25 protein-coding genes and 2 pseudogenes are annotated in these 26350 nt (G+C 70.6%); 21 read left to right on the top strand and 6 right to left on the bottom strand.

Annotated elements, in window-relative coordinates; genetic code table 11:
* Positions 1–131: 131 nt before the first annotated feature.
* The 13 genes from G6048_RS04330 to G6048_RS04275 all read left to right on the top strand — a co-directional run bounded on the left by G6048_RS04330 (position 132) and on the right by G6048_RS04275 (position 11928).
* Entirely contained in the window at positions 132–1958 is a 1827-nt protein-coding gene (locus G6048_RS04330; RefSeq protein WP_165338072.1) for a fatty acyl-AMP ligase, read from the top strand.
* 14 nt (positions 1959–1972) lie between these two features.
* Positions 1973–2890 (top strand): acyl-CoA desaturase, encoded by a 918-nt coding sequence (locus tag G6048_RS04325; protein WP_165338071.1) that lies wholly within the window; start codon positions 1973–1975, stop codon positions 2888–2890.
* Between the two features lie 4 nt (positions 2891–2894).
* Complete coding sequence (locus tag G6048_RS04320; RefSeq protein ID WP_165338070.1) at positions 2895–3854, top strand: acyl-CoA desaturase; 960 nt, start codon at positions 2895–2897, stop codon at positions 3852–3854.
* A gap of 12 nt (positions 3855–3866) precedes the next feature.
* The gene (locus tag G6048_RS04315) at positions 3867–4163 is read left to right on the top strand and encodes an acyl carrier protein (protein WP_165338069.1); all 297 of its coding nucleotides are present in this window, start codon (positions 3867–3869) and stop codon (positions 4161–4163) included.
* A 2-nt stretch (positions 4164–4165) separates the two neighbouring features.
* Positions 4166–5257, top strand: coding sequence for a fatty acid desaturase (locus G6048_RS04310; protein WP_165338068.1), 1092 nt, complete (start codon positions 4166–4168; stop codon positions 5255–5257).
* Positions 5254–6090, top strand: a complete 837-nt coding sequence (locus tag G6048_RS04305; RefSeq protein WP_328825668.1) for an alpha/beta fold hydrolase — start codon at positions 5254–5256, stop codon at positions 6088–6090. Before G6048_RS04310 ends, G6048_RS04305 begins: the two co-directional genes overlap by 4 nt.
* Complete coding sequence (locus tag G6048_RS04300; RefSeq protein ID WP_408056114.1) at positions 6087–6278, top strand: rubredoxin; 192 nt, start codon at positions 6087–6089, stop codon at positions 6276–6278. Before G6048_RS04305 ends, G6048_RS04300 begins: the two co-directional genes overlap by 4 nt.
* Before the next feature lie 46 nt (positions 6279–6324).
* Positions 6325–7560, top strand: coding sequence for a cytochrome P450 (locus tag G6048_RS04295; RefSeq protein ID WP_165338067.1), 1236 nt, complete (start codon positions 6325–6327; stop codon positions 7558–7560).
* Positions 7561–7627: 67 nt separating this feature from the next.
* A complete protein-coding gene (locus G6048_RS04290) occupies positions 7628–8521 on the top strand; it encodes an alpha/beta fold hydrolase (protein WP_165338066.1) in 894 nt (297 codons plus the stop codon).
* A gap of 50 nt (positions 8522–8571) precedes the next feature.
* Positions 8572–8979 (top strand): methyltransferase family protein, encoded by a 408-nt coding sequence (locus G6048_RS49185; RefSeq protein WP_235989459.1) that lies wholly within the window; start codon positions 8572–8574, stop codon positions 8977–8979.
* Positions 8980–9010: 31 nt separating this feature from the next.
* Positions 9011–9535 carry a methyltransferase gene (locus G6048_RS04285; RefSeq protein ID WP_235989464.1) on the top strand — a complete coding sequence of 175 codons (525 nt, stop codon included), beginning with the start codon at positions 9011–9013 and terminating at the stop codon, positions 9533–9535.
* Positions 9536–9607: 72 nt separating this feature from the next.
* Positions 9608–10774 (top strand): thiolase family protein, encoded by a 1167-nt coding sequence (locus G6048_RS04280; RefSeq protein ID WP_165338064.1) that lies wholly within the window; start codon positions 9608–9610, stop codon positions 10772–10774.
* Complete coding sequence (locus tag G6048_RS04275; protein ID WP_206341146.1) at positions 10771–11928, top strand: NAD(P)/FAD-dependent oxidoreductase; 1158 nt, start codon at positions 10771–10773, stop codon at positions 11926–11928. The genes G6048_RS04280 and G6048_RS04275 overlap by 4 nt, the downstream gene beginning before the upstream one ends.
* Positions 11929–11992: 64 nt before the next feature.
* On the opposite strand, the gene G6048_RS04270 is transcribed toward G6048_RS04275, so the two are convergent.
* On the bottom strand, positions 11993–12805 hold the full coding sequence (locus G6048_RS04270) for a thioesterase family protein (RefSeq protein WP_235989458.1): 813 nt from the start codon (positions 12803–12805) through the stop codon (positions 11993–11995).
* Between the two features lie 273 nt (positions 12806–13078).
* Here G6048_RS04270 and G6048_RS04265 point away from each other — a divergent pair, with 273 nt between their 5' ends.
* Positions 13079–14422: an MFS transporter gene (locus G6048_RS04265; RefSeq protein WP_328825667.1), complete on the top strand. Its 1344-nt coding sequence runs from the start codon at positions 13079–13081 to the stop codon at positions 14420–14422.
* A gap of 183 nt (positions 14423–14605) precedes the next feature.
* Here G6048_RS04265 and G6048_RS04260 read toward each other — a convergent pair whose 3' ends face one another.
* Both G6048_RS04260 and G6048_RS04255 read right to left on the bottom strand, forming a co-directional pair.
* A complete protein-coding gene (locus G6048_RS04260) occupies positions 14606–15121 on the bottom strand; it encodes a winged helix-turn-helix transcriptional regulator (RefSeq protein ID WP_165338062.1) in 516 nt (171 codons plus the stop codon).
* A complete protein-coding gene (locus tag G6048_RS04255) occupies positions 15108–16367 on the bottom strand; it encodes a PucR family transcriptional regulator (protein WP_165338061.1) in 1260 nt (419 codons plus the stop codon). Before G6048_RS04255 ends, G6048_RS04260 begins: the two co-directional genes overlap by 14 nt.
* Positions 16368–17019: 652 nt before the next feature.
* On the opposite strand from G6048_RS04255, the gene G6048_RS04250 reads away from it, so the two are divergent.
* Complete coding sequence (locus G6048_RS04250) at positions 17020–18003, top strand: hypothetical protein (RefSeq protein WP_165338060.1); 984 nt, start codon at positions 17020–17022, stop codon at positions 18001–18003.
* Positions 18004–18159: 156 nt separating this feature from the next.
* Here G6048_RS04250 and G6048_RS04245 read toward each other — a convergent pair.
* A pseudogene (locus tag G6048_RS04245) lies at positions 18160–18879 on the bottom strand (IS6 family transposase).
* Between the two features lie 75 nt (positions 18880–18954).
* Between G6048_RS04245 and G6048_RS04240 the strand changes: the two are divergent.
* From G6048_RS04240 to G6048_RS04230, 3 genes and pseudogenes are all read left to right on the top strand, one after another.
* Positions 18955–19155 carry a hypothetical protein gene (locus G6048_RS04240; protein WP_206341145.1) on the top strand — a complete coding sequence of 67 codons (201 nt, stop codon included), beginning with the start codon at positions 18955–18957 and terminating at the stop codon, positions 19153–19155.
* 49 nt (positions 19156–19204) lie between these two features.
* Positions 19205–19552: a hypothetical protein gene (locus G6048_RS04235; RefSeq protein WP_165338059.1), complete on the top strand. Its 348-nt coding sequence runs from the start codon at positions 19205–19207 to the stop codon at positions 19550–19552.
* A 243-nt stretch (positions 19553–19795) separates the two neighbouring features.
* Positions 19796–19942, top strand: a pseudogene (locus G6048_RS04230) (zinc finger domain-containing protein); the annotation flags it as partial.
* Here G6048_RS04230 and G6048_RS04225 read toward each other — a convergent pair.
* A complete protein-coding gene (locus G6048_RS04225) occupies positions 19915–20304 on the bottom strand; it encodes a winged helix-turn-helix transcriptional regulator (protein WP_165338058.1) in 390 nt (129 codons plus the stop codon). The pseudogene G6048_RS04230 and the gene G6048_RS04225 sit on opposite strands and share 28 nt — an antisense overlap.
* 86 nt (positions 20305–20390) lie before the next feature.
* A complete protein-coding gene (locus G6048_RS04220; RefSeq protein WP_165338057.1) occupies positions 20391–21515 on the bottom strand; it encodes a CAP domain-containing protein in 1125 nt (374 codons plus the stop codon).
* A 130-nt stretch (positions 21516–21645) separates the two neighbouring features.
* Here G6048_RS04220 and G6048_RS04215 point away from each other — a divergent pair, with 130 nt between their 5' ends.
* The 3 genes from G6048_RS04215 to smc all read left to right on the top strand — a co-directional run bounded on the left by G6048_RS04215 (position 21646) and on the right by smc (position 26316).
* Positions 21646–21927 (top strand): acylphosphatase, encoded by a 282-nt coding sequence (locus G6048_RS04215; RefSeq protein ID WP_165338056.1) that lies wholly within the window; start codon positions 21646–21648, stop codon positions 21925–21927.
* A 391-nt stretch (positions 21928–22318) separates the two neighbouring features.
* Positions 22319–22522: a hypothetical protein gene (locus G6048_RS04210; protein WP_165338055.1), complete on the top strand. Its 204-nt coding sequence runs from the start codon at positions 22319–22321 to the stop codon at positions 22520–22522.
* A gap of 212 nt (positions 22523–22734) precedes the next feature.
* Entirely contained in the window at positions 22735–26316 is a 3582-nt protein-coding gene (smc, locus tag G6048_RS04205; protein WP_165338054.1) for a chromosome segregation protein SMC, read from the top strand.
* Positions 26317–26350: the final 34 nt, after the last annotated feature.

Here is a 26350-nt window from a genome sequence, read left to right as displayed (position 1 = left end):
GCGCGGGACCCGTGCACGGCAACAACGGCAGCACGGGGCTTTGTTCGCCTGCACAGAGATCTCCGGGCGGCCGTTGACCGGCCCCCCGCCCCCGGCATCCCCTGGGTCCGACTTCCCCGAAGGGACTGCTGATGCGCCTGATGACGCTCCCCGACATCCTGCGTGAGCGGCTGACCGAGCCGCCCGTGCTCGCCTACCGGTTCCTCGCCGACGGCACCGCGCAGAGCGCCGTGGACTGGAGCTACCACGACCTCGCCCGGCGCGCGGCGGAGGTGGCCGGCCGGCTGGGGGACTGCGCCGGGCGGCGGGTGGTGCTCGCGCTGGACCCCGGACTGCCCTACATCGCGGCGCTGTTCGGGATCTTCCAGGCCGGTGCGGTCGCCGTGCCGTCCTTCCCCCCGTTCGGCCGCAAGGCCTCCAGCCGCTTCGTGTCGATCATCGCCGACTGCCGGCCCGACGCGGTCATCATGGCGGGCCACCATCTGCAGAGCGAGGCCATGGCCGCGGAGCCGCTGTCCGGCGTCCGGGTGCTCACCCTGGACGACGCCGACCTGGCGGGCCCGGACACCGCCGGCCCCGCCGCAGCCTCGGCGCATCGGCCGGTGGCGGCGGACGAGCCCGCACTGATCCAGTACACCTCCGGCTCCACCGGCGATCCGAAGGGGATCGTGCTGACGCACGGGAACCTGGTCAGCAACTGCCGTGTCCTGGAAGCGAACATGGGCGCGGACCCGGACCGCCTCGGGTGCAGCTGGCTGCCGCCGTACCACGACATGGGCCTGATGGGCACGATCATGCTCTCCCTGCACGGTGGTTGGCCGCTGGTCCTGCTCTCCCCCGTGCACTTCGTGCAGCGCCCGTACCGCTGGCTCAAGGCGGTCAGCGACCACCGGGCCACCATCTCCGTGGCACCGAACTTCGCGTTCGACATGTGTGTGGACTCGGTCACCGACGAGGAGCTGGCCGCGCTCGACCTGAGTACGCTGCGCCAGCTCTACTGCGGCAGCGAGCCGGTCTTCAAGGCGACGCTCGACCGCTTCCGCGACCGCTTCGGGCCGGCCGGCTACGACGAGGGGTGCGTCATCCCCTGCTACGGGATGGCCGAAGCCACCCTCTTCGTCTCGGGCAAGCCGGACGGTACGCCGGTCAGGACGCGCTGGCTGGGCCGGGCCGGGCTGGAGCAGGGGCGGGTGGTGGCCGGCGCGCCGTGGGCGGACGACGCCGTCGAGGTGGTCAGCTGCGGCGCCGTCGCCGAGGGCCACGAGGTACTCATCGTCGATCCGCAGACCCTGGTTCCGGCGCCGCACGGACACGTCGGCGAGGTCTGGGTGAGCGGGCCCAACGTGGCGCACGGCTACTTCCAACGCCCCGAGCTCACCGCCGAGACCTTCGGGGCCCGCCCGGCGGACGCGGGCTCCAGCGGCACCCCCGGAGGGCGTCCGCACACCGCCGGCGCTCCCGACGGCCCTCCGCGCACCGCCGGCACCCGCACGGACGCCGACACTCCGGCAGGCCGGCTGCGCACCGGCGACCTCGGCTTCCTGCACGACGGCGAGCTGTACATCACCGGTCGGATCAAGGACCTCATCGTGATCGCCGGCCGCAACCTCTACCCGCAGGACATCGAGCTCTCCACGCTCACCGCCTGCGACTGGCTCCGCCGGGCGGCCGCCTTCAGCGTCGTACGCCCCGGCGCGGCCGCCGAAGAGCTGGTCGTCGTCGCTGAGCTCGCCCCGTCAGCGGTACGCACCGACGGCGAGCTCGCCCGCGCCGCGCAGGAGATCACCACCGCGGTGACCGCGGACCACGGCATCGCGCCCGGCGCCATCCACCTCGGTCCGCCCGGCACCGTCCCGGTGACCACCAGCGGAAAGGTCCGCCGCGGCGCGGTCCGCGAAAACTACCTCGCCGGGAAGCTCAAGCACCCCCACCCGGCCACCACCCCCGTCGCGCTCTGACCCCAGGAGTTCCGATGACCACCGCCATGCCCGCGGCCACCCGGTCCGACACCGATCACCTGGCCCGCCGTCTGGCCTATCTGACCGTCTGCGTCCCCGCGGCCGGCTTCGCCGCCGCCGTGGCCTTCGCCTGGCACTACGGGTTCACCGTGACCGACGGCGCCTTGCTGGCCGGCATGTACCTGGTGACGGCGCTCGGAGTCGAGGGCGGTCTGCACCGCTTCTTCTCGCACAAGGCGTTCGCCGCCGGCCCGGTGGTGACCACCGTCTGGGGCGTCGCCGGCAGCATGGCGGCGCAGGGGCCGATCCTCTTCTGGGTTGCCACCCACCGCATGCACCACGCCCACACCGACACCGACCGCGACCCGCACTCCCCGCGCCCCATCGGCACGGGCCGGCTGGCCCGGCTGCGCGGGCTGTGGCACGGGCACGTCGGCTGGCTGTTCACCGTCCGGCGCAGCGGCTGGAGCGGCCATGTGCCGGACCTGATGGCCAACCGGACCGTGATGCGTCTGAACCGCCACTACTTCACCTGGGTGGCGCTCGGTCTCGCGCTCCCCGCCGCCGTCGGCGGCCTGCTCAGCGGTAGCGCGACCGGTGCCGTCAGCGGGCTGCTCTGGGGCGGTCTGGCCCGGATCTTCCTGCTCGACCAGGTCACCTGGGGGGTCAACTCGATCGGGCACACCCTCGGGAACCGCCCGTACCGGACGCGGGACAACAGCCGAAACGTCGCGGCGCTCGCCCCGTTCTCGGTCGGCGGCTCCTGGCACAACAACCACCACGCCCAGCCCGCCCTGGCCGTCACCCGGCGCACGTTCTGGCAGCTCGACATCGCCGGTTCGGTGATCAGGCTGGCCGACCGCGCGGGACTGGTGACGAACGTGCGCTATCCGAGCCGCGGCAGGCGCTCCGCCGAGAACGCAAGGAGGTAGTCCCATGTCGACCACCGTCGGCCCGGCACTGGAGCCGGCCATCGTCAAGCTCGACCCGGCGAGCCGAAGGATCAAGTGGGTGACGGCGTTCACCCTGATGACGCTGCCCGCGATCGGCTTCGCCGCCGCGCTGTACCTGCTCTGGACGGGCCAGGTCACCGCGGTGGACTGGACGCTCTTCGGCGTCATGTACGCCGTCCACATGGCCGGCATCACCATCGGCTTCCACCGCTATCTCGCCCACAAGTCCTTCAAGACGTCCCGCTTCTTCGAGGGCGCGCTGATGATCGCCGGATCCATGGGCGGCCAGGGCCCGATCATGTTCTGGGTCACCACGCACCGCCGCCACCACCGGTTCAGCGACCACGAGGGCGACCCGCACTCGCCGAACCTGCACGGTCCGGGCGTGCTGGGCAAGCTGCGCGGGCTGTGGCACGCGCACATGCCCTGGATGCTCAGCGACGAGACCTCCCGCTGGACTGTCTTCGCCCCCGACGTGCTGCGCGACCGCCAGCTGATGTTCTACCACCGTACCTACCTGTACTGGCTGGCCCTCGGTCTGCTGATCCCGACGGTCGGGGGGCTCGTGGTCGGCGGCAGCCTGATGGCCGGGTTCACCGCGTTCGTCTTCGGCGGTCTGGCCCGGATCTTCGTCGCCAACCAGGCGGCCTGGTGCGTCGGCTCGATCTCACACATGTGGGGCGGCCGCCCGTTCGACAACGGTGACCGCAGCGCCAACAACTGGCCGGTCGCCGTCTTCACCTTCGGGGAGGGGCTGCAGAACAACCACCACGCCTTCCCCGGCTCGTACAAGCACGCGGTACGGGCCTGGGAGCCGGACCTCTCCGGCTGGGTGCTGACCACCCTCGGCAAGGTTCGCGTCGTGTGGGACCTGCGCCAACCGGACAAGGCCACCATCGCCGCCCGCCGCCGCCGCTCGCACGCCCGCACCCCCCAAGCCTGAAGGAGATCCCTGATGTTCAAGCGCCGCAAGCAGTCCCTGCCCGAGGGCCCGGTCACCGAGGAGGTGCTCCGCGGCTGGCTCGTCGAGCATCTGGCGGGCCGGGTCGGTATCACCGTCGACGAGGTCGACACCGCCGCCTCGTTCGAGTCCTACGGGCTCGACTCGCGGGTCGCGGTCCAGGTCTCCGGCGCCCTGGAGAAGCTCGTGGAGCGTCGGCTGTCGCCCGCGCTGCTCTACGAACACCCGACCATCGACGCGCTCAGCGGCTATCTGGCCAAGGAGCTGCGGCTCACCGGACAGGCGGGATGACCATGGCCGCCTACTCCTTTCCCACCGCGCCCGGCCCCGAGTTCAGCGAGTTCATGCGCAAGTCGGACCAGTTGAAGGGGGTGCGGCTGCAAGAGGCCGTGCCCAGCGAGTACCTCAAGCCGAACGTGGCCCGGGGCCTGCTCGGCTTCGCGCTGAGCTGGCTGCTGTACGCGGGCGCCGTCGCCGGCACGGCGTTCGCCCCCGCCTACCTCTGGCCGCTCCTGTGGGTGGTGGCCGGCCTCGGCGGCTGGGGCCTGCACTGCATCGCCCACGACTGCGGGCACGGGTCGTTCTCCCGCTCCCGCCGCCTCAACTCGGTGATCGGACACGCGGCGCTGCTGCCGCTCGTCTACCCCTTCCACGCCTGGCGGCATGTGCACAACCTGCACCACGCGCACACCAACAACCTGGAGCTGGACACCGACTGGCGGCCGCTGCCGGGCCGGATGTACGACGGCATGCCGCTCCGGCAGAAGATCGTCTACAAGGGGACCCGGACCTTCGCCTTCTGGTTCGGCACGGTCAACTACTGGCGGGTCTCCGGCTTCCGCCCCGGCTTCTTCCCGAAGCGGCAGATGCGCCGGGACGTGGCCCAGTCGATCGCCGTGGTCGCCGCCGTCAGCGCGCTCTACCTCCCGGCGCTCGGCTACTTCTTCGGCGTCCAGGGCCTACTCACCATGTTCCTGGCCCCGTGGCTCTTCATCCACGCCTGGTTCAGCGCCACCACGCTCATGCACCACAGCACCAGCGACATCCCCTACCTGTCCGGGGAGCACTGGACCCGCAACGCCAGCCGGCTGCTGGTGACCACCGACTACACCTACCCCCGGTGGCTGCTCTTCCTTACCCACAACATCTCGATCCACACGGCCCACCACGTGATCCCGGCGGTGCCGTTCTACAACCTGCCCAAGGCTCAGGAAGCGTTGAAGGAGGCCTACCCGGGCATGGTCCGCGAGCGCCGGTTCACCTTCGGCGAGCTCTGGCGAATCCTGCGGGACTGCCACTTCTACGACACGGAGTCCGGCTTCTACACCGACTTCGGCCACCATCCCGTACCGGCGCGGGACCGCTCCAAGGAGCCCGCGGCGTGATCGGGCGGATGGCGTACGCGGCGGCCGGCGCGCTGGCCCCCAGAACGGCCGGCCGCCGGGCCACCGACGCGTTCAGCACCACCCGGGCCTTCGGGATCCACCCCGCGGACCTGTCACCACTGGGCGCACGGCCGTTCCCCGTACCGGGAGCGCCGCGCGTACGCGAGGGCTATCTCTGGGGCGCCGACGACACGCCCACCGCGCTGCTGGTGCACGGCTGGGGAGCCGACTCCAGCAGCATGCACAGCCTGATCGGCCCGCTGCGGGAGCTCGGTTACCGGGTGGCGGCCTTCGACGCACCCGGGCACGGGGTGTCGGCGGGGACGCAGGCCACCATGACCGAGTACGCGGATGCGGTGGGGGCGGTGCTGGACACGCTCGGCCCGGTCCGGGTGGTCGTGGCGCACTCCCTCGGCTCGATCGTGACCGCGGCGGCCCTCGCGGGCCGGCCGGAGCTGCGGATCGACAGCCTCACCCTGGTGGCGCCCACCCGCACGCTCAGCGGGGTGCTGGACCGGTGGGCGTCCAGCCGGCTGCCAGCGCGGACCGTCGGGCTGATCCGCGCGGAGCTGCACCAGCGCAACGGCGTGCCCGTCACCCACTGGGACGTGCTCGCGCACGGCCGCGGGCTCACCGCGCCGGTGCTCGTCGTGGCGGATCCGCACGATCCGGTGGTGCCGTTCGCGGAGGCAGAGGCGATCGCCGCCGGGCTTCCCGGCGCCCGGCTGCGGAGCGTGCCAGACAGCGGGCATCTGGGGATCCTGATGTCCCCCGTGACCAAGGAGACGACGGCGGCCTTCGTCGCCGAGCACGCGGAGGAGAGCGTCCTGTGAACACCTCGACCGAAGTCGTCCGCGGCCGGGCCTGGATGTGCCTGATCTGCGGCTGGGTCTACTACGAGGACCTCGGCCTGCCGGAGGAGGGCATCCCGCCAGGCACCGCCTGGGAGGACATCCCCGACGACTGGAGCTGCCCCGACTGCGGCGTGAGCAAAGCGGACTTCGTCGTGGCCCCGCTTTAGGGCCGACAGTCCCCAGGCCACGCCACACCTGCGATCAGGAGTGAACATGAACGGTACGACCACCCTGCGCGACCCGCTGGACATCATGGTTCAGCTCCTTTCGTACGAGGGCAAGCAGAACCCCTATCCGCTGTACGAGGAGATGCGGGCGCACGGCCCCCTCGTGGACGTGGGCGGCGCTCACGTCTTCGTCACCGGCCACGCCGAGTGCGCCAAGGCCCTGCGCGAGCCGGCGCTGCTGCTCTCCACCGACGACGCGGTGCAGGACCAGCGGCTGCCGGGCTGGCGCGAGCACGCGTCATGGCGCTGGCTGACCAGGAACATGCTGTTCAGCAACGATCCGCGGCATGAGCGGCTGCGCCGCTTCTTCGGCAACGCCTTCTCCGCCCAGCGCGTGGTGGCGCTGCGCGAGATGGTCGACCGGCTCTCCACGGACGCCGTGGAGCACCTCGCCCAGGCGGGCGCGGACGGCGGGACCGTCGACCTGGTCGGCGAGTTCTCCTTCCGCTACGCGATCGGGGTCATCGGCGAACTCCTGGGCATTCCGCCGGAGGACCAGCCGGGCATGCGTGCGGACATCGGCGCCATCACCCTCGCACTGGACCCCATCGGCGACCTCGGCGTCCTGGTCCCCGGCGACCAGGCCATGGAGCGCTTCGCCGAGTACTTCTACGCGCTCGTTGCCCGGCTGCGTGCCGCCCCCGGCCCGGACATGACGAGCGGCTGGATCCGGGCGATGGGCGACGGCGGGGAGATCACGGAGGAGGAGCTGGTCGCCAACCTCATGCTGCTCCTGGTCGCGGCCACCGAGGCGCCGATGGATCTGATCAGCAACACCGTGCGGCTGGCGGTCGAGCATCCGGACCACCACGATGGGCTGCGCACCGACCCGGAGTTCACCGCGGGCTTCGTGGACGAGTCCTTCCGCTTCGACCCCGCCGTCCAGGCGCTGAACCGGGTGGCCTCGCGGGACTTCGAGTTCTTCGGCCTCCCGGTGGCGCAGGGCACCCCGCTGACCCTGCTCATTGCGGCGGGCAACCGGGACCCCCGGCGCTTCACCGACCCCGGCGTCTTCGACCCCACGCGGCGCGACAACCAGCCGCTGACCCTCAGCGCCGGCAGCCACTACTGCCTGGGCGCCGCACTGGCCCGGATGTCCGTCGAGTCGATGCTGCCGCGGCTGTTCGACCGGCTCCCCGGGCTGGCGCTCGCCAAGGGAGCGTCCTTCCGCGACCAAATCGTCCAGCGCGGGCACGACCGGCTGCCCGTCACCGTCAAGTAGCACCGACACCGCGCAGTCCGACACCGACTTCGTACAGACCGACACTGACACCGCACAGGGAGTGCAGATGTCCACGGAACACACGATCACCGACCAGGAGCTGGCGGCCTCGCTGGGTGACACGTTCACCAGCGAGTTCGCCGAGGTCAACGGAGTCCGCCTGCACTACGTCAGCGGGGGCGAAGGCCCGCCGCTGGTGCTGCTGCCGGGCTGGCCGGAGACCTGGTGGGAGTACCGCAAGCTGATGCCTGCGCTGGCCGAGCGCCATCGGGTGATTGCCGTCGACATCCGGGGCATGGGCGCCTCCGAGAAGCCGGAGTCCGGCTTCGAGAAGAAGACGATGGCCCGCGACATCAAGGAGCTGATCCACCACCTCGGTTACGAGCGGGCCGCGGTCGCCGGGCACGGGATCGGCGCCATGGTCGCCTACGCCTGCGCGGCCAACCACCCGGAGGTGGTAGAGAAGGTAGCGATCCTCAACACCACCCACATCGACGACAGCTACTACGACTTCCCGATGGTGCCGCGCCCTGGGGATGCCCCGCCGCATCGCTGGTGGCTGGCGTTCAACCAGGTCAGGGAGCTGCCGGAGCAGCTCCTCGCCGGACGGTCCCGGCACATCATCGACTACATGTTCGGCATCAGCCTGGTGAACCCGGACGCGATCACGGACTTCGACCGGCGGGTGTACACCCAGGCGTACGACGCCCCCGGGGCGATCCGGGCCTGCACCGGCTGGTTCCAGACGTATCAGCAGGACATCGCGGACTTCGCCTCCTATCCGCAGGTCACCGTGGAGATGCTGGGCCTCGCCTACGGCCCGTTCTTCGCCTACATGGAGAAGGCGCTGACCGCCTCGGCCACGAAGGTCCGCGTCGCCGAGATCAAGGGCACGCGCAACTACCTGGTCGAGGAGCAGCCCGAAGCCGTACTCGCCGCGTTCGCCGACTTCTTCAACTGACAAGCCGGGTCTCTCAACTGAGAATCAGAACCGACGTCGCCTGGGAGTACATGTCGGCGCAGATCCTGCACGTGGCGACGGACCTGGAGCTCATCGACCGGCTTACTCAGGGGCCGCGGTCCAGCGGGCAGCTGGCCGAGGAGACGGCGGCGCACGGCCCGTCCGTACTGCGGCTGCTTCGGGTCCTCGCGACGCTCGGCGTCGTGACCCAGACCGAGCCCGACCGCTTCGAGCTCACCGAGCTGGGCGGCGACCTCCGCACGGGCACCCCCGGCAGCGTCCGGGACGTCTTCCGGTTCCTCTGCTCGGCCGGCGCCTGGTCCTCCTGGGGCGATGCGGCGCACTCCATACGGACCGGCGACACCGCCTTCGAGCGCAACTACGGCATGCCCGCGTTCGCCTACCTCGGACAGCACTCCGAGGAGGGCGAAGCTCAACGGGGGCGATGGGCAGGATGACCAGCGAGACCGCCGCCGGACTTATCGCCGGCTGCGACTTCACGCGGTTCCATACGGTGGCCGACGTCGGCGGGAGGGCAGCGGGGTCTTCCTCGCCGAGATCCTCCGCTCCGCCCCCAAGACGGCCGCCGGCGTGGTGTACGACATGCCGACCGGCGTGACGGAGGCGACGCAGACGCTGGCGGCCGCCGCCACCGTGACGGCGGGGAGCTTCTTCGAATCGGTGCCGAAGGGCGCGGACGCGTACGTCATGAAGCTGATCCTGCACGACTGGGACGACGAGAAATCGCTGCGCATCCTGCGCGGCATCCGCGAGTCGATCAAGCCGGACGGCCGTCTGATCATCTTCGAGTGGGTGGTCCCCGACGTCGTCGGGGCTGAGCACCGCCGCGCCCTGCTCGCCGACATGCTGATGCTCGTCCTGACCGGCGGCCGGGAACGTACGGAGGACGAGTATCGCGGACTCCTCGCCCAGGCCAGCTTCACGCTCGCATCGGTCAGCGGCCCGCTCGGGGAGCTGGGCTTCACCCGCCTGGAAGCGGTCCCGTCCGCGTAACAGGCCACCACCCACAGATTGATTCACCCGCGGCTCCCTGGTCCCAGGGCTGCCCGTCAAACAGGAGGACACGTGCGCAACGCAGTGGTCGTCGAGGCCGTCAGGACATCCATCGGCAAGGGCAAGCAAGGGGGCATGCACCACGACGAGCATCCGGTCGCGCTGCTCGCCGGCACGCTGCGCGCGCTGGTCGAGCGCACCGGCGTCGACCCCGCCCTTGTGGACGACGTGATAGGCGGCTGCGTCTCCCAGGTGGGCGACCAGTCGGTCAACCTCACGCGGTCGGCCGTCCTTGCGGCTGGGTTCCCCCACAGCGTGCCGGCCACCACCGTCGACCGGCAGTGCGGCTCCTCGCAGCAGGCGGTGCACTTCGCCGCCCAGGGCGTCATCTCCGGGGCGTACGACATCGTGATTGCCTGCGGTGTCGAGTCCATGTCCCGGGTGCCCATGGGCTCCAGCGTGCTGCCCGGCAGCAATCCGTTCGCCCCGCTCGCCGAGCGCTACCCGCAGGGTCTGATCGGCCAGGGGATCAGCGCGGAGCTGATCGCGTCCAAGTGGAAGCTCGACCGCTCCGAGCTCGACGCGTTCGCTCTTCAGTCACACCAGCGCGCCACCGCCGCCTGGGCGGCAGGGGAGTTCGACCGGGAGGTGACCGTACCGGGGGTGCGGGACGAGACGGTGCGGCCGGGCACCTCCCTTGAAGCGTTGGCGGGGCTGCGGCCGGCGTACTACACGCCGGAGTACGAGGAGCGCTTCCCGGAGATCGGCTGGCAGGTCACGGCCGGCAACAGCTCGCCGATCAACGACGGCGCCTCCGCGGTGCTGATCATGGACGAGGAGGTCGCGGCCCGGCTCGAGCTGCGGCCGCGGGCGCGCCTGACGGGGTTCGCGGTGGCCGGGGACGACCCGCAGCTCATGCTGACCGCGGTGATCCCGGCCACCGCCAAGGTTCTTGAGCGGACCGGTCTCTCCCTCTCCGATATCGATCTCTTCGAGGTCAACGAGGCGTTCGCCTCGGTCGTCCTCGCCTGGCAGCGCGAGACTGGCGCCGACCTGGCGAAGACCAACGTCCGCGGCGGCGCCATCGCCCTCGGCCATCCGCTCGGCGGCAGCGGCGCCCGGATCTTCACCACCCTGCTGCACGCCCTGGAGGACCGGGGTGCGCGGTACGGCCTGCAGACGATGTGCGAGGCGGGTGGGCTCGCCAACGCGCTCGTGCTGGAAAACCTCCGGGCATGAGGATCCTCATCGTCGGGGCCTCTGCTGCCGGTGTGTCGGCGGCCGAGACCCTGCGCCGGGAGGGCTTTCCCGGGCCGCTGACGCTGGTCGGTGCGGAGAAGCACCTCCCGTACGACCGCCCTCCGCTCTCCAAGCAGGTGCTCGCGGGTGTCTGGCCTGCCGAGCGGACCGCGCTCCGGCCGACCGGGCGATACCGGGAACTGGACTTGGACCTGCGTCTCGGGAGGCGGGCTGTCGGACTCGACCCGGTGGCCCGCCGCGTCGAGCTCGACAGCGGGGAGCGCCTCGACTACGACCAGGTGCTCCTCGCCACCGGTGTGACGCCGCGCCCGCTGCCGTCCGCGCACCACCCCCTGGCCGGGGTGCATCTGCTGCGCACTCTGGACGATGCCGCCGCGCTGCGCGCCACATTGGCCGGGCGGCCGCGCCTCGCCGTGGTCGGCGGCGGGTTCACGGGCACCGAGGTGGCGGCCACGGCCCGCGGTCTCGGGCTCGACGTCACGCTGGTCTGCCCGGAGCCCGCCCCGCTGGCCGGGCGGCTCGGTCCCGATGCGGGCGCGCTCGTCGCCCGTCTGCACACCGAGCGGGGTGTGGCACTGCGGACCAAAGTGGCGGTCGACGGCTTCACGTCGGCGCAGGGGCGAGTGGCCGGCGTACGGCTTGACGACGGGGGCGTGCTGGCCGCCGAAGCGGTCGTGGTCGCGGTCGGCTCGACGCCCGCGACCGGCTGGCTGGCGGACGCCGGTCTCGAACTGGCCGACGGCATCGTGTGCGACGCGACGCTCGAGGCCGCGCCCGGCGTCTTCGTGGCGGGCGACGTGGCCCGCCTGAGACATCGGGCGCACGGTTCGCTCGTACGGGAGGAACACCGCACCAACGCCGTACTGCAGGGTGCGGCGGCCGCCCGCAACCTCCTCGGCGCCGGGCGTGCCTTCCACGCGGTGCCGTATGTCTGGACGGACCAGTACGACGTCAGGATCCAGCTACACGGCACCTGCCCGCCGGGCGCGGAGCTTGAGGTCCTGGAGGGCCGGCCGGGCTCCGGGGCGTTCGTCGCCCGCTTCACACAGGACGGGGCGACCACCGGGCTGCTTGGCTGGAACAGCCCGAGGCAGCTCGCCGGATACCGCCGGGAGCTCGTGGACATCGGCTGAGCGCGGTACGACGACTTAGGCCCCGCCGGATCACCGGTGGGACCCAAGTCGGTTTCGGTGCAGGTCAGTTGTCCGCCGACGGGCGTACGAGCCGCAGCTGGTAGGCGGAGCCGAGGTGCGTGCCCGCCCCGTCCCAGGCGTCGATGTGCTCGTCGACCCAGCCCCCGGCGTCGGCCCGATGGGTCCTGGCGCGCAGCAGGATCCAGGGCGAGGAGGCATGCGCCAGACCCGGCGTGGGGCGGACGGTGAGCTCAAGCGTGGGAACTAGCCGCAGGTCGGTGAGGACGGCGGCGTAGGACGGCGCAAGCGCGTCGATCAGGGTCAGGAAGCGGTCGGTGTCCGGCGGCAGATCGTCCTCGGTGAACCGGATCCAGGCGGTGAGCTCGGGCTCCGCACAGCCGGAATAGGGCCGGTTGGGGCCGACGGGCCGGATCTCCATGAAGGTGGAGATGGGCACGAACTCGGGCGGAATGGTGAACAGTTCACAGTCCTGAGGCGGCGGCGCGACCGGCGGTGCGGGACTCACCGGCGCGGTGCGGGCCGGACGCCGGGGGGCGAAGGTCGCCGTCGCGTCGGCCTCAGGGCCTGGCCCGCTGTCCGCCTGTACGGCTCGGGCGGTGAGCGTGGTCACCGTGCCGGGCCGCAGCACCGCGGCCTCCACATCGAAGCGGCCGGTGAGCGACCGGTGGAAGCGGGCTGTCACGGTACGCAGTTCGGCGTCGGCCGGCACCGACCGGCGCATCGCCGAGGTCAGCAGGGCCAGCGTGAGACCGCCGTGCAGGCCGCCGAAGCCCCACAGATGGGGTGCGGCCTCGACCGGGCCGTCGAGTCCGCGCGCCAGCAGGCGGCCGGGGGAATCCGGGAGAGCGGTCGTCAAGGCCCACTCCTCGTCAGTTGGAAGATGCGACCGACGGTAGACAAGCGGCGACATCAGCGCAATGACGGACCGCCAACTCATGCGTGATGTGGGGAAGTTCACGCCTGCCGCCGACCGTAGCCGAGTTGGTTGCCATGTCCAACGGACCCTGGCTAGCATCATTCGTGACCTAATCAGTTGGACTTCCAAACTCACTAGCAACTGCGAGGCACCGTGACAGTCCAGGAATCGGCCACCAAGCCGGCGGCCCTCGAACCGACCAGATTCGGGCCCGTGTTCGCTGTGGTGGCGGCGGGGGTCCTGATGGCCAACCTCGACCTCTTCATCGTCAACGTCGCCCTGCCGCAGATCGCCGCCGATTTCGACAACTCCCCGCTCTCCTCCGTCTCCTGGGTGCTCAACGCCTATGCGGTGGTCTTCGCCGCGCTCCTGGTGCCGGCGGGCAACTTCGCCGACCGATTCGGCGCGCGGGCCACTTATCTGGCCGGCACCGCCGTGTTCACCCTCGCCTCACTGGCCTGCGCCGTCGCGCCGAACATCTGGGCCCTTGTGGCGCTGCGCGGACTGCAGGCGGCGGGAGCGGCCGCCCTCATCCCGGCCTCTCTCGGCCTGCTGCTCGCGGCGGCGCCACCGGACAAGCGCCTGGGCGCCATCCGGGGCTGGACCGCGGTCAGCGGCATCGCCACGCTGGGGCCCGCAGCCGGCGGACTGCTCACCGAGATCAGCTGGCGCTGGGTCTTCCTGGTGAACGTCCCGATCGGCCTGGTCGTCCTGCTCGCCGGTCCCCGGCTGCTTCCCCGAACCCCGGTCCGGACCAAGGCGAACCTGCCGGACCTGCTCGGGGCGGCGCTCCTCACCGCCGCGATCGGCGTGCTCGCCCTCGGCCTGGTCAAGAGCCCCGAGTGGGGCTGGACTTCGGCCGAGGTGCTCGGCTCGTTGATCGGCGGCGTCCTGCTGCTCGGCCTCTTCGTGCTGCGCTCGGCGCGGGCCGTGTCGCCGGTGCTCCCGCTGGAGCTCCTTCGGTTGCCCACCTTCGCCACGGCCTCGTTCGCCAACCTGCTCTTCGCCATCCCGTTCGCCGCGCTGCTGCTTTCCTGCGTGCTCTGGCTGCAGAACGTCTGGCACTGGTCTCCGCTCGCCACCGGCCTCGGGCTCGCACCGGGACCGCTGATGGTGCCCATCCTCGCCATCGGTGGGGCCGGAATCGTCCGGCGCTTCGGACCGGCGCTTGTCTCCTTCGCCGGCTGCATGGTCTTCGTGGCCGGTATCGCCTGGTGGCTCGGCGCGATGCACGCGGACTCCGGCTACGCGACCGGGATGCTGCCGGGCATGATGCTCACCGGCATCGGTGTCGGCCTGACGATGCCCACGCTGATCGGCGCGGGCGTCACCGCGGTCCCCCCGCAGAGCTTCTCCACCGGCTCCGGAGTGGTGACGATGGCCCGCCAGCTCGGCTCCGTACTGGGCGTGGCGCTCCTTGTGGCGATCCTGGACTCCGAGTCGACCGGGATACTGCGCGCCTTCGACCGCGGCTGGTGGTTCACCGGAGGGTGCGCCGCGGTGACCGGGCTGGCCTGCCTCTGCGTCGGCCGCACCTTCCGGCGCCGTGCCGACTGAACGGCCCGGCCGACGGAGGCCGTAGCCCGGTCGGGCGGCGGGCTCCCCCGAGCGCGGCCCGGCTCAGGGGCGGACACGGGGCGCCCCTGACCGAGGCCCGGCTCGGGGGCGGACACAGGGCATTCCCGACCGCGGCCAGACTCAGAGGCCGGCGCCGGACGCCCGAGGTTCGGCCGCGGTCGGTCAGCCCTCTACCGGGCCCGACTTCGACCAGCCGGGGGTCTGGAAGCGGGCCACCGCCGGACCGCCGCGGGAATCGAGCCGGCCGCCGCAGTGCTCACAGGCCGACACGGCACGCAGCTCGTGGCCGCAGGTGTGCTCGATGACGGTCGGCTTCTCCTCGACCAGCCAGCGGTCGCCCCAGTCGCGCAGCGCCGCCAGCACCGGGAACAGGTCGCGGCCCGCCTCGGTGAGGTGGTACTGGTAGCGCGGCGGGCGCTCGTTGTACAGGCTCCGGTAGAGCACGCCGGCCGCCTCCAGCGAGCGCAGGCGTGCGGTGAGGATGTCCCGGGACGCGCCGGTGTTGATCGCGATCTGGTCGAAGCGGTGGTTGCCGAATCCGATCTCGCGGACCGCGAGCAGCGCCCAGCGCTCTCCGACGATCTTCAACGCCGCGGCGATCGAGCACGGCCTGCCGGGTGCGCCCGGGGTGTGGACGCGTGTCGGAAGCCGCTTCTGTGGAAGGTCACGAGTTCCCATGGGGATAGGTTGTCATATCCAACTTACCTAAGGGAAACGGTTGCGCCCTCGTTCCCCGACTCGCAGCTCCGTGCGCCAGCTCGAACGCCTCTGCCGCCAGCACGATCTCGATCATGTCGTGCGGCGACGACAGGGAGCGCCGGGTCAAGCGCTCGAGCTTGCGCAGCCGGTACAGGATGGTGTTGCGATGGCAGTAGAGCGCTTTGGCCGCCTCAGCCATCGACCCCTCGGCGGTACGCCAGGCACGCAGCGTCTCCAGCAGCACGTCTCGCGTCGCCTCGTCCAACTCCAGCACCGGGCCGAGTACCCGGGACTGCATCTGCAGGGCGACGTCCGGCGCCATGGCGAGCATCGCCTGCGTCAGACGCTCCTCGAAGTGCGCGACACCGGTCCCGCGACCTAGCGTCCGCTCCGCCAGCTCGGCTTGGCGGCGCGCACGGCCCAGCTCGGTGAGGCCGGGTACGGCGGCGCTGATCCCGACCCGCACACCGGCGGCCGGCAGGCCGTCGCCCAGCACTCCCGGGGCGGCGTCCTTCAGCACCACGATGCCGAACGCGGCATCGTGGTGCGCGCGCCACACGGTGCGCAGGCCCGCGATCCATGCGGGCAGCTCGGCCAGCGGCCGCGACGGACCGCCCGGCGCACCCGGGCGCAGCACGATCACCGCGTACCGACCGCGCTCCGGCAACGCCAACTCCCGCGCCAGCTCGCCAGCCACGACGGCGCTGGTCTCACCGTTCAGCAGGGCGTGCAGCAGACCCTCCGCGGCCGAGGCGGCCGGCAGGGAGCGCCGCAGCTCCTGATAGGCGTTGATGGCGGCGAGGCTGTGCTGCTCCGCGACCGTCAGCACGGTGTCCATGAAGGCCGCTGACCGCTCCGCCGCCAGTCCCTGCTCCGCGGCCCACTGGGCGACCGTGGAGTTGATCAGGCGGCCGCCGACGTGGTAAGCGCGGATCAGCGCCGCGATCGGCACTCCCTGCCGAGCCCGGCGCGCCCCGGTGGTCCGGGCCACGGACAGGGTCTCGGTGATCTCGTCCGCCGACTCGAGGGACATGGCGTCGAGTGCGGCGCCGACCGACCGGCTGATCCATATCGGCGGCTCGACCGGCGGAATGGTGCCGTCCCGATAGGCGAGTTCAGTTGCCCGCAATTCGTTCAGAACCGACTCGGTCAGATGGGGCAGGCGACTCACGAGCGCCCGTCGACATTCCTCGGGAACGGGCACGTACGAATGCTGATCGGGCATTATTCCCCCTGGCATCATCCCGAAACACTGGGTGCATTCGGCATACGACTTCAATAAGAGTGGCATATCTTCAGCCCTTAACGCCATGGCGTACGCCACCTCTCCCCCCGCAGTGGGCGATGCGACGCTGACGGATTCGACGACAGTTCGCCTGGACGCGCAGCTAGCTGAAAAAGCGCATCGGCTCGTCGCGTATACGTGAATAGTGGGCGCATCGGTCGCCGTCAGCCCCTCCGCGACGCCACCGAGTACCGCCCGCACCGGCCAACGCCCCTTCGTTCAGGCAGCATTCGGAATCCGCCACTCCATCTGGGGGCCGCCCGCACCCATGCGATCGCTTCCGGCCAGATGCGATGACCTCGTTGCGTCGGGCCATCACCGTGGTATTGAGTGATTCGTAGATCGAACCGACCGGTGACAAGTAGGTCGCGGCGGCTACCATTCCGCCGCCCTCCCGCACCCCAACATGCCCGAGTCGCCTCAGATGTGCTCCTGGGAGGGTCGCGCGACTCGCTGCCGACACAAAAGCGGAATTGCTCCGACCAGCCCTGCCGAAGCCATTTCTCACTCATCTGGGAGTCTCACGATGATTATCGTCCGCCCTGATTTATACCGCCAGTATCCGACGGGCAGGAACCGGTTCACGCTCGTAGTGGAACAGAGGTTTTCGGACATCGTCCGCATCGACCCTCCGCACCGCTACCAGGACTGGCGGAAGGTGACCGCGAGCCAGGACAGCACGCTGACGGACATCCTGCGCTCGGAGGTGCCCGACGGCAGCGATGTCCTCGTCGTGGCCGGCGACGACCTGCTGCTATCGGCGCCCGCGCGGGAGGTCGGACCGGGACGCGCGGTCGCCACGCTGCGCGCTGGCACGGGGCCGCTCACCCACGACCGGCTGCGCGCCCTGCTCCGCTCACTCGAGGAGAGCGACCCGGCGGCCATCCGGCGGACCGCCGAGGCGCTGACCGGCGCGCTGGCCGAGGCGGCCGGTCTGGCCCTGACGGACCCGCTCACCCGCTCGCTGGCCACGGTGACCGGCACCGGCCTCGGCGGCGAGGGACCGGCCACCGGCACCTTCCGGCCGGGAGTCGCGCAGGCCGCGCCGGCCGGTCGCCAGCAGTTGACCGGTGCCGTGGTGGACGGCCGGGTCGCCGTCAAGGGACGTCCGGTGGTGTACGGGCGCCGACCCGTGCCCGGCCTGTGGCAGGAGTGGTACGAGAAGCTCTCCGCGCTCTCCCACTATCCGCTGGTCCTCACGGTCCAGGATGGGGTGGTGACCGGCATGAAAGCGGCGGAGTCTGGGTCCGCACTCGCGGCCGCGGCCCTGTCGGCGCTCTTCACCGCCGACCCCGGCCACGCCCGCGTCACCGGGCTGGAGTTCGGCCTCAACCCCACGGTGCCGCGGCTGCCCTTCAGCACCGAGTCCAACATCGCCGCGGCGGGCGGCGGGACCGCCTCCGTCCATCTGGTGCTCGGCTCGTCGGAGGTGACCGAGTACCAACTCGTACTCGGCTGCGCGACCAGCACGCTCACTGCGGTCGGTGACCCCACGCCGCTGGCCGGCGCGGGTACGGCCGCCGAGCGCTCCCCCCGTCGGCCACAGCCGGCCGCGGCCGTCCGCGCCTGCCGCTGACGGCACCGGGACAGGACCGCTCCCCCGTTACCTTTTCGTGGCCCTGCAACAGGGCTCCCGGCCTCCGGGCCCGGCATGACGGCGCTGTCACGTTGTTGGGTGGGTAGGTGTCTGATGGTGTGTCGTGGTGTGGTGGAGCCCGGTTGCGCGCTGTGCTCAGGCCGCGGTGGCGAGGTCGGCGACTCCGGTGATCTGCTCCCAGATGGCGAAGCGGATGCTCATCTCGGCGCGGTAGTTGTGTGCGGGCATCAGGTGTCGGCGGGGCTGGAAGTGGGGCGAGATACCGCTGAACGCGGACAGGAACCGCTGCGCTCCGCCTGCGGAGCGGAAGCCCTTCATCGCCCGTTCACGCTGCCTCGTTGGCTGATGGCTGTTCTCTGCCCGGTTGTTCAGGCCTTTGTGGGAGCGGTGCTCGACGGAGGGCATGACCTCGCGGTGGGCGGCGCCGTAGGAGCGGAGCTTGTCGGTGACGATCACCTGCGGCACCGTTCGGGTCTTCTTCATCAGGCGGCGGAAGAAGCGCCTGGCCGCAGCCTTGTCCCGGCGGTCCTGCACCAGGATGTCCAGGACGTTGCCGTCCTGGTCGACGGCCCGCCACAGGTACTGCAACCGCCCGTTGATCTTGATGAAGGCCTCGTCCAGGTGCTACTTGTCCCCAGGCCGAGGCCGCCGGCGGCGCAGCGCGCTCGCGTACCGCTGCCCGAACTTGCCGCACCAGCGGCGCACCGTCTCGTAGGAGACGGTCACGCCCCGCTCGAGCATCAGCTCCTCGACCTCGCGGAACGACAGCGGGAAGCGGTGATACAGCCACACACAGTGGGAGATGACCTCGACCGGGTACCGGTGCCCCTTGTACGACAGCGACGCGCTCCCCACGGACGACCCTTCCCAGGCTGATCAACCAGAAGATCATCCCACCGGCCAGCCAACGTGACAGTGCCCTACCGGGCGATGGTCGAGGCCAACCTGCTCGGCGCGATCACCGCCACCGAAGTGTTCCTCGACCAGCTCAAGGACAACACGGCGACCGCCAAACCCGAAGAGATCACAGAAGTGATTGCGTTCGCCCTGTCGCGCCCACGTCACCTCGCCATCAACGAGATCCTGCTGCGTCCGGCTGACCAGCAGTGCCCTCATCATTGGCCAGATTGAGGCGGACCCAGGCTCGTCGATTGGCGCGGGATGGAGGCAAGTCGTCTCCATGAGTCAAGCGGAGGTGCTTGTGCATGCCGCCAGTGAATGGATCGATCTGATCGACGCCGCCGAGCGTCAAGGTTGCTGCAGGCGGACCCTTCTAAAACGCATCAGAAACGGAATGCTGCCTGTCGTCAGCAAGAAGGTCATCGGCAGGAACGGTCGTCGCGTCACTAAGATCATGATGAAGGTCGCAGATCTTGAGGCTGCGTTTTTTCGTCCGGACCCTCAGATCCACATCGACGCGATCGAGGCTTCCGCCCCTCCGCTGACAGAAGGGCAGAAAGCGCGTATTACTGTGGCCCTTCGAGCTGGAAGCCGAAGGCGTACCGAAGGTGGTCGCGCTTTGACGTAGAGCAGCGGAGCCCTCTGACGAGCCTTCGGTGCGACCTGGTGGGGACCGCAGCGGTGAGCGCGTGGGAACCGGTCTGACCCAGCTCGACGGAGATCAACGGATTCGCCACAGGTATACGACCGTTCTGCCCTTACCCACGTGCCCACTACGGTGCACCAGCCGACCCATCGTCGCTGGTCAGTGGGCTAGCGTCGGCGCACAGTCAGTAATGCCCGGGATGAACGTCAGATACTGTCCTAGCCGGGCTACTTCGACCGGTCCCTCGACGCCTACGGGCGGGAGGGCGAGCCGTGCCGGCGCTGCGGCACCGCGATCCGGCGGCAGCCCTGGATGAACCGGTCCAGCTACTTCTGTCCGCGCTGTCAGCGAGTGCCGCGCGTCGCGTCGTAACGCTCGCGCGCCGCCAGGACCTCGCCCATACGCCCCTCCATGAAGTGGATGAGGGCCAGCAGCCGCTCGGCGACCTCGCGGCCGAGCGGTGTCAGTTCGTAGTCCACGCGCGGCGGGTTCGTGGGCTGCGCCTCACGGTGCACCAGACCGTCGCGCTCCAGCGCGTGCAGTGTCTGCGACAGCATCTTCTCGCTCACGCCGTCGACGCGGCGGCGCAGCTCGTTGAAGCGGAACGGGCCTTCGTACAGCGCCCCCAGTGTGAGCCCTCCCCAGCGCCCCGTGACGTGCTCCAGGGTGCCCCGCGAGGGGCACGCCTTGGAGAACACGTCGAACGGAAGGTCCTGTGTCTCCGTGAGGTCCATACCTTCAGCGTACTCCGGCGCAGCGCGCACCGGCAGGTGGCGCTAACCAACAGAAACCGCTAGCGGGCGAAGTGCGGAGCCGAAGCTCAGTAGCCGAAGTCCTGCGTCCACCAGGGGCCGCCCGGAGCGAAGTGAGCGCCGACTCCCAGCGTCTTGAAGTCACAGTTCAGGATGTTCGCGCGGTGGCCGGGGCTGTCCATCCAGGCAGCCATGACCGCCTCGGCGTCGGCCTGGCCGCGGGCAATGTTCTCGCCGCCGAGGTTCGCGATGCCGAGCACGTCCGCACGGTCCCAGGGGGTGGCCCCGTTCGGGTCGGTGTGGTCGAAGAAGTCCAGTTCGGCCATGGCCTCGCTGAAGGCCTGGGCCAGCTTGGCCAGCGAACCGGACGCCGTCACCGGGCTGCAGCCGGCCTTCTCCCGCTCCTGGTTCACCAGCTTGAGCACCTCGGTCTCCGCCGCGGTCTGCGGGGACACCGCCTTGGGCGGGGTGGGCTTGGGCACCTTCGTGGCCGCACGCGGCGGAGTGGGCTTCGGCTTCTCCGGAGTCTTTGTGGTCGGCTTCGCGGAGGGTTCCTTCGTGGGTTCCTTCGTCGGCTTCGTGGGCGTCGGCGAAGGCGAAGGCGAACGGTTGGCGCCACGGCTGGTGCCGGAGTCGTCGCGGTCCTCCGAGGAGCCGTCCGCGCCGCCCTGGGTGCCGAGGCCGGTCGGGAAGTCCGAGGTCTGCACCTTGCCCGCGTTGCTGCCGCCGACCGTGTTGGTGTCACCGCCGCCCGGAATCAGCCCGGAGGCAACCGCGACGGCACCCATCGCGACGGCCGCGGAGACACCGAGCAGACCGGTACGCACGGGCACCGCTGCCTTGGCCTTCTTGCGCCGGCGGTGCGAGCGCCCCCCACGAGGGCCGGGGACGGACGCGAAGCTGGTCGTGGCGTATGCGTCGACGTCACCCGTCGCGTAGAGGTAGGCGGCGCTTCCCTGGGTGGTGTCGCCCGTCGCGAAGAGATATGCGTCACTGTGCGCGTAGGCATCGTTCTGCGGGTGGAGGGCATGCCCCTCGTGGCGGCCCTGTCCGGCCGCAGAGATGGCGTCGGTCGCGTAGGCACCCGCGCCGGCCGTTGAGTAGCCGCCGGTGTGTGATCCGTACGTTTGTGTGACGCCGGTGGCGCGGCCTGTGGCGGCGCGGCCGGCGGCGGAGCGTCGGTGGCGTCCCATCTCCTGGCCTTCCTCATCTTGCAGTCAACGTTCCTCACTCGAACGAATGAGGTGCATTGCGTCGGGACGGTACCGCATGACGCATGAGGAGGAAGTGCTCCGGAACCAAATGACTGGTTAGCGTGCACCCATGAACGACGATGTGCGACTCGTGGCATGGGTGCGCGGAAGCGTCCAAGGTGTGGGCTTCCGCTGGTTCACCCGTGCCAAGGCGCTGGAGCTCGGCGGTCTGAGTGGCTTTGCTCTCAATTTGCCCGACGGACGGGTTCAGGTGGTCGCCGAGGGCCCGCGGACCGGATGCGAGGGCCTGCTCGACTGGCTGCGGGGGGACGACACACCCGGCCGGGTCGACGGAGTCACCGAGATTTGGGACACACCCCGCGGCGGCTACGACGGCTTCGCCATCCGCTGAGATCCACTGCTCCTCGCCGGCCGCAACACCGCAGGCCGGGACCCGAGAGCAGCCCCGGGCACCTGCCCGAGGCAGAAACTACCTGGTGGTTGCCAAGAACCGCTTGCCGTGGCAGGCTCGCGCAGGAAGGATGATCTCTACGCCCTCAGGGCCCCGAAGGAGAGGCAGCGCCGCCCGTTTTCAGGCCGCGCGCCCCGGGTTGCCCGTCAATACGGGGCGTGATCGTGTTGACCGTCAAACTTTTTGGTGAGACGCTGAAAACCCCGCGCACCTTAGCTGTTTGGCATGTAAGAACGGCAGCAACAACTGAACAGTGCCAAGCACCACGGGTGCGATTCCCTCACGACCCACACCGCTTCGGTCGGTCACTCATTGTGGAGGACCATCCATCATGGCAAAGGCGCTTCTCGGTTACGTCGGCGGCTCCGACCCGCGACTCCTCGCCGAGATGCGACGGCTCCAGCAGCGCGTCCAGGACCTGGAATCCGAGCTCGTACGGATCCAGGCCGAGAACGACGAGCTGACGGCTGCCGCTTCTCACGAACAGCTCCTGAAGAGCATCGACGTACCCCAGGCGGAGCCTGCGCTCACCTGACCACTCGGGCCCACAAGGCCGCCTGTGATCAGGCTGTCCGTGTCAGCCGCTAACCAGTGTTGCAAGGGACGCTTCGGCGTCCCTTCTTTTTGCCCCCGAGTCTGTCCCGCGCACTCTTTCACTCTCTTTAACGTCTGGTGTGCCCTGCACGTTCATGGGCGAAACCGTTCGTTCATGGAGTGAGACAGACCCGGAAGGTAGAGTCCGGCGGCGTGCACCTCAAGGCCCTGACCCTGAGAGGGTTCAAGTCGTTCGCCTCGGCGACCACGCTCCGGTTCGAGCCGGGGATCACGTGTGTCGTCGGACCGAACGGTTCGGGCAAGTCCAATGTCGTGGACGCGCTCAGCTGGGTCATGGGCGAGCAGGGCGCCAAGTCGCTGCGCGGCGGCAAGATGGAGGACGTCATCTTCGCCGGCACCACCGGGCGCCCACCGCTCGGCCGTGCCGAGGTGTCCCTCACCATCGACAACTCCGACGGCGCGCTGCCCATCGAGTACGCCGAGGTCACCATCACGCGGATCATGTTCCGCAACGGCGGCAGCGAGTACCAGCTCAACGGTGATACGTGCCGGTTGCTGGACATTCAGGAGCTGTTGTCCGACTCCGGCATCGGCCGCGAGATGCACGTCATCGTCGGCCAGGGCCAGCTCGACTCCGTGCTGCACGCCGATCCGATGGGCCGCCGTGCCTTCATCGAGGAGGCCGCGGGCGTCCTCAAGCACCGTAAGCGCAAGGAGAAGGCGCTGCGGAAGCTGGACGCCATGCAGGCGAACCTCGCGCGCGTGCAGGACCTGACGGACGAACTGCGGCGCCAGCTCAAGCCGCTCGGCCGGCAGGCGGCCGTCGCGCGCCGGGCCGCCGTCATCCAGGCCGACCTGCGGGACGCCCGGCTGCGGCTGCTCGCCGACGATCTCGTACGGCTCCGCCAGGCGCTCCAGACCGAGATCGCCGACGAGGCCGCGCTGAAGGAACGCAAGGACGCCGCCGAGGCCGAGCTGAAGAAGGCGCTCCAGCGGGAGGCTCAGCTTGAGGACGAGGTGCGGCGCCTCACCCCGCGGCTCCAGCGGGCGCAGCAGACCTGGCACGAGCTGTCGCAGCTGGCCGAGCGGGTGCGCGGCACGATCTCGCTGGCCGACGCCCGCGTCAAGAGCGCGACCTCCGTGCCCGCCGAGGAGCGGCGCGGGCGTGATCCCGAGGACATGGAGCGCGAGGCCGCACGGATCCGTGAGCAGGAGGGCGAGCTCGAAGCGGCCCTCGAGGCGGCCGAGCGGGCACTGGAGGACACCGTTGCCCACCGGGCCGACCTGGAACGCGAACTGGCGCTGGAGGAACGGCGGCTGAAGGACGTGGCCCGCGCCATCGCCGACCGCCGCGAAGGGCTCGCCCGACTGAACGGCCAGGTCAACGCGGCCCGTTCGCGGGCCGCCTCCGCCCAGGCCGAGATCGACCGACTCGCCTCCGCACGGGACGAGGCCCAGGAGCGGGCGGTCGCGGCGCAGGAGGAGTACGAGGCGCTCAAGGCCGAGGTCGACGGCCTGGACGAGGGGGACGCGGAGCTGGCCGAGCGGCACGAGGCCGCCAAGTCGGCGCTGGCTCAGGCCGAGTCCGCCCTGGCGGCGGCCCGTGAGGCTGCCACCGCCGCGGAACGTAAGCGGGCCGCCACCCAGGCCCGCCACGAGGCTCTGGCCCTCGGCCTGCGCCGCAAGGACGGCACGGGCGCCCTGCTCGCAGCGAAGGACCGGCTCACCGGCCTGCTGGGCCCGGCCGCCGAACTCCTGACGGTCACCCCGGGCTACGAGGTCCCGCTGGCCGCCGCCTTCGGTACGGCAGCGGACGCCATCGCGGTCACCACCCCGAACGCGGCCGCCGACGCCATCCGCCTGCTCCGCAAGCAGGACGCGGGACGAGCGGCCCTGCTGTTGGCGGGGGCACCCGAGGAGGTGCCAGCATCGGGCGACGGCGCCCCCAGCGGCGTAATCCCGGAGCTCGGCGGGCCTCCGTATGCCGCCGATCTGGTCCGTGGGCCCGCTGAACTTATGCCCGCCGTACGGCGGTTGCTGCGGGGCATCGTCGTCGTGGCGACCCTCGAGGACGCCGAGGACGTGGTGAGTGCGCGGCCGGAGCTGACCGCTGTGACCGCCGAAGGCGATCTACTCGGGGCGCACTTCGCACACGGAGGGTCGGCCGGGGCGCCGAGTCTGCTCGAGGTGCAGGCCTCCGTGGACGAAGCCGCGGCCGAGTTGGAAGAACTGGCCGTGAAGTGCGAGGAGTTGAGCGAGGCGCAGCATCTCGCCGCCGAGCAGCGAAAGGAACGGGTCGCGCTCGTCGAGGAGTTGGGGGAGCGGCGGCGGGCCGGGGAGCGGGAGCGGTCGGCGGTCGCCCAGCAGCTCGGGCGGCTGGCCGGGCAGGCCCGAGGGGCGGCAGGCGAGGCCGAGCGGAGCGCCGCCGCGGCCGCGCGGGCGCAGGAGGCCCTCGACAAGGCCCTGGAGGAAGTCGAAGAGCTGGCAGAACGGCTTGCCGTGGCCGAGGAGATGCCTGTCGAGGAGGAGCCCGACACCTCCGTACGGGACCGGCTCGCGGCGGACGGTGCCAACGCGCGGCAGACCGAGATGGAGGCCCGGCTCCAGGCGCGTACGCACGAGGAACGGGTCAAAGGGCTGGCCGGGCGGGCCGAATCGCTGGACCGGGCCGCGCGCGCCGAACGCGAGGCACGCGCGCGTGCCGAGCAGCGCAGGGCGCGGCTGCGGCACGAGGCCGCCGTCGCCGAGGCCGTCGCCTCCGGTGCGCGGCAACTGCTCGCGCACGTCGAGGTCTCAGTGGGCCGGGCGGAGGAGGAGCGGGCCGCCGCCGAGAGCGCCAAGGCGCTACGGGAGCAGGATCTTGTCGTGGCCCGGAACGCAGGGCGTGACCTCAAGGCCGAGCTCGACAAACTCACGGACTCCGTGCACCGCGGCGAGGTGCTCGGCGCCGAGAAGCGGCTGCGGATCGAGCAACTGGAGACGAAGGCGCTGGAGGAGCTCGGTGTGGAGCCGGCGGGGCTCGTCGCCGACTACGGCCCCGACCAGCTCGTACCGCCCTCACCGCCTGCCGAGGGCGAGGAGCTGCCCGAAGACCCCGAGCACCCGCGCAACCAGCCCCGGCCGTTCGTCCGCGCCGAGCAGGAGAAGCGGCTCAGATCGGCCGAGCGGGCGTACCAGCAGCTCGGCAAGGTCAACCCGCTGGCCCTGGAGGAGTTCGCCGCGCTCGAGGAACGCCACCAGTTCCTCAGCGAACAACTGGAGGACCTCAAAAAGACGCGCGCCGATCTTCTGCAGGTGGTGAAGGAAGTCGACGAGCGCGTCGAGCAGGTCTTCACCGAGGCGTTCTGGGACACGGCCCGCGAGTTCGAAGGCGTCTTCAGCCGGCTGTTCCCGGGCGGCGAGGGGCGGCTGATCCTGACCGACCCCGAGAACATGCTCACCACGGGCGTCGATGTGGAGGCCCGGCCTCCGGGCAAGAAGGTCAAACGCCTCAGCCTGCTCTCCGGCGGCGAGCGCTCGCTGACCGCCGTGGCGATGCTCGTGTCGATCTTCAAGGCCCGGCCCAGCCCGTTCTACGTGATGGACGAGGTCGAGGCGGCGCTCGACGACACCAACCTGCAGCGGCTCATCCGCATCATGCAGGAGCTGCAGGAGGCCTCGCAGCTGATCGTGATCACACACCAGAAGCGCACGATGGAGGTCGCCGACGCGCTGTACGGCGTCTCCATGCAGGGCGACGGGGTGTCGAAGGTGATCAGCCAGAGGCTTCGATAGCCCGGCTTCGCCGGCTCGCGGGCCGCTTGGCGGT

Source organism: Streptomyces ureilyticus, from assembly GCF_011045025.1.
In the GTDB taxonomy this organism is placed as follows: domain Bacteria; phylum Actinomycetota; class Actinomycetes; order Streptomycetales; family Streptomycetaceae; genus Streptomyces; species Streptomyces ureilyticus.
This window is presented reverse-complemented; position numbering and strand designations above follow the sequence as displayed.

Coding starts and splice junctions, on each gene's coding strand:
- G6048_RS04325 (WP_165338071.1), top strand. CDS start 1,973: ATGACCACCGCCATGCCCGCGGCCACCCGGTCCGACACCGATCACCTG.
- G6048_RS04260 (WP_165338062.1), bottom strand. CDS start 15,121: ATGGGAACTCGTGACCTTCCACAGAAGCGGCTTCCGACACGCGTCCAC.
- G6048_RS04255 (WP_165338061.1), bottom strand. CDS start 16,367: ATGCCCGATCAGCATTCGTACGTGCCCGTTCCCGAGGAATGTCGACGG.
- G6048_RS04295 (WP_165338067.1), top strand. CDS start 6,325: ATGAACGGTACGACCACCCTGCGCGACCCGCTGGACATCATGGTTCAG.
- G6048_RS04240 (WP_206341145.1), top strand. CDS start 18,955: ATGGTCGAGGCCAACCTGCTCGGCGCGATCACCGCCACCGAAGTGTTC.
- G6048_RS04275 (WP_206341146.1), top strand. CDS start 10,771: ATGAGGATCCTCATCGTCGGGGCCTCTGCTGCCGGTGTGTCGGCGGCC.
- G6048_RS04315 (WP_165338069.1), top strand. CDS start 3,867: ATGTTCAAGCGCCGCAAGCAGTCCCTGCCCGAGGGCCCGGTCACCGAG.
- G6048_RS04225 (WP_165338058.1), bottom strand. CDS start 20,304: ATGGACCTCACGGAGACACAGGACCTTCCGTTCGACGTGTTCTCCAAG.
- G6048_RS04235 (WP_165338059.1), top strand. CDS start 19,205: ATGAGTCAAGCGGAGGTGCTTGTGCATGCCGCCAGTGAATGGATCGAT.
- G6048_RS04330 (WP_165338072.1), top strand. CDS start 132: ATGCGCCTGATGACGCTCCCCGACATCCTGCGTGAGCGGCTGACCGAG.
- G6048_RS04215 (WP_165338056.1), top strand. CDS start 21,646: ATGAACGACGATGTGCGACTCGTGGCATGGGTGCGCGGAAGCGTCCAA.
- G6048_RS04210 (WP_165338055.1), top strand. CDS start 22,319: ATGGCAAAGGCGCTTCTCGGTTACGTCGGCGGCTCCGACCCGCGACTC.
- G6048_RS04290 (WP_165338066.1), top strand. CDS start 7,628: ATGTCCACGGAACACACGATCACCGACCAGGAGCTGGCGGCCTCGCTG.
- G6048_RS04220 (WP_165338057.1), bottom strand. CDS start 21,515: ATGGGACGCCACCGACGCTCCGCCGCCGGCCGCGCCGCCACAGGCCGC.
- G6048_RS04320 (WP_165338070.1), top strand. CDS start 2,895: ATGTCGACCACCGTCGGCCCGGCACTGGAGCCGGCCATCGTCAAGCTC.
- G6048_RS04310 (WP_165338068.1), top strand. CDS start 4,166: ATGGCCGCCTACTCCTTTCCCACCGCGCCCGGCCCCGAGTTCAGCGAG.
- G6048_RS49185 (WP_235989459.1), top strand. CDS start 8,572: ATGTCGGCGCAGATCCTGCACGTGGCGACGGACCTGGAGCTCATCGAC.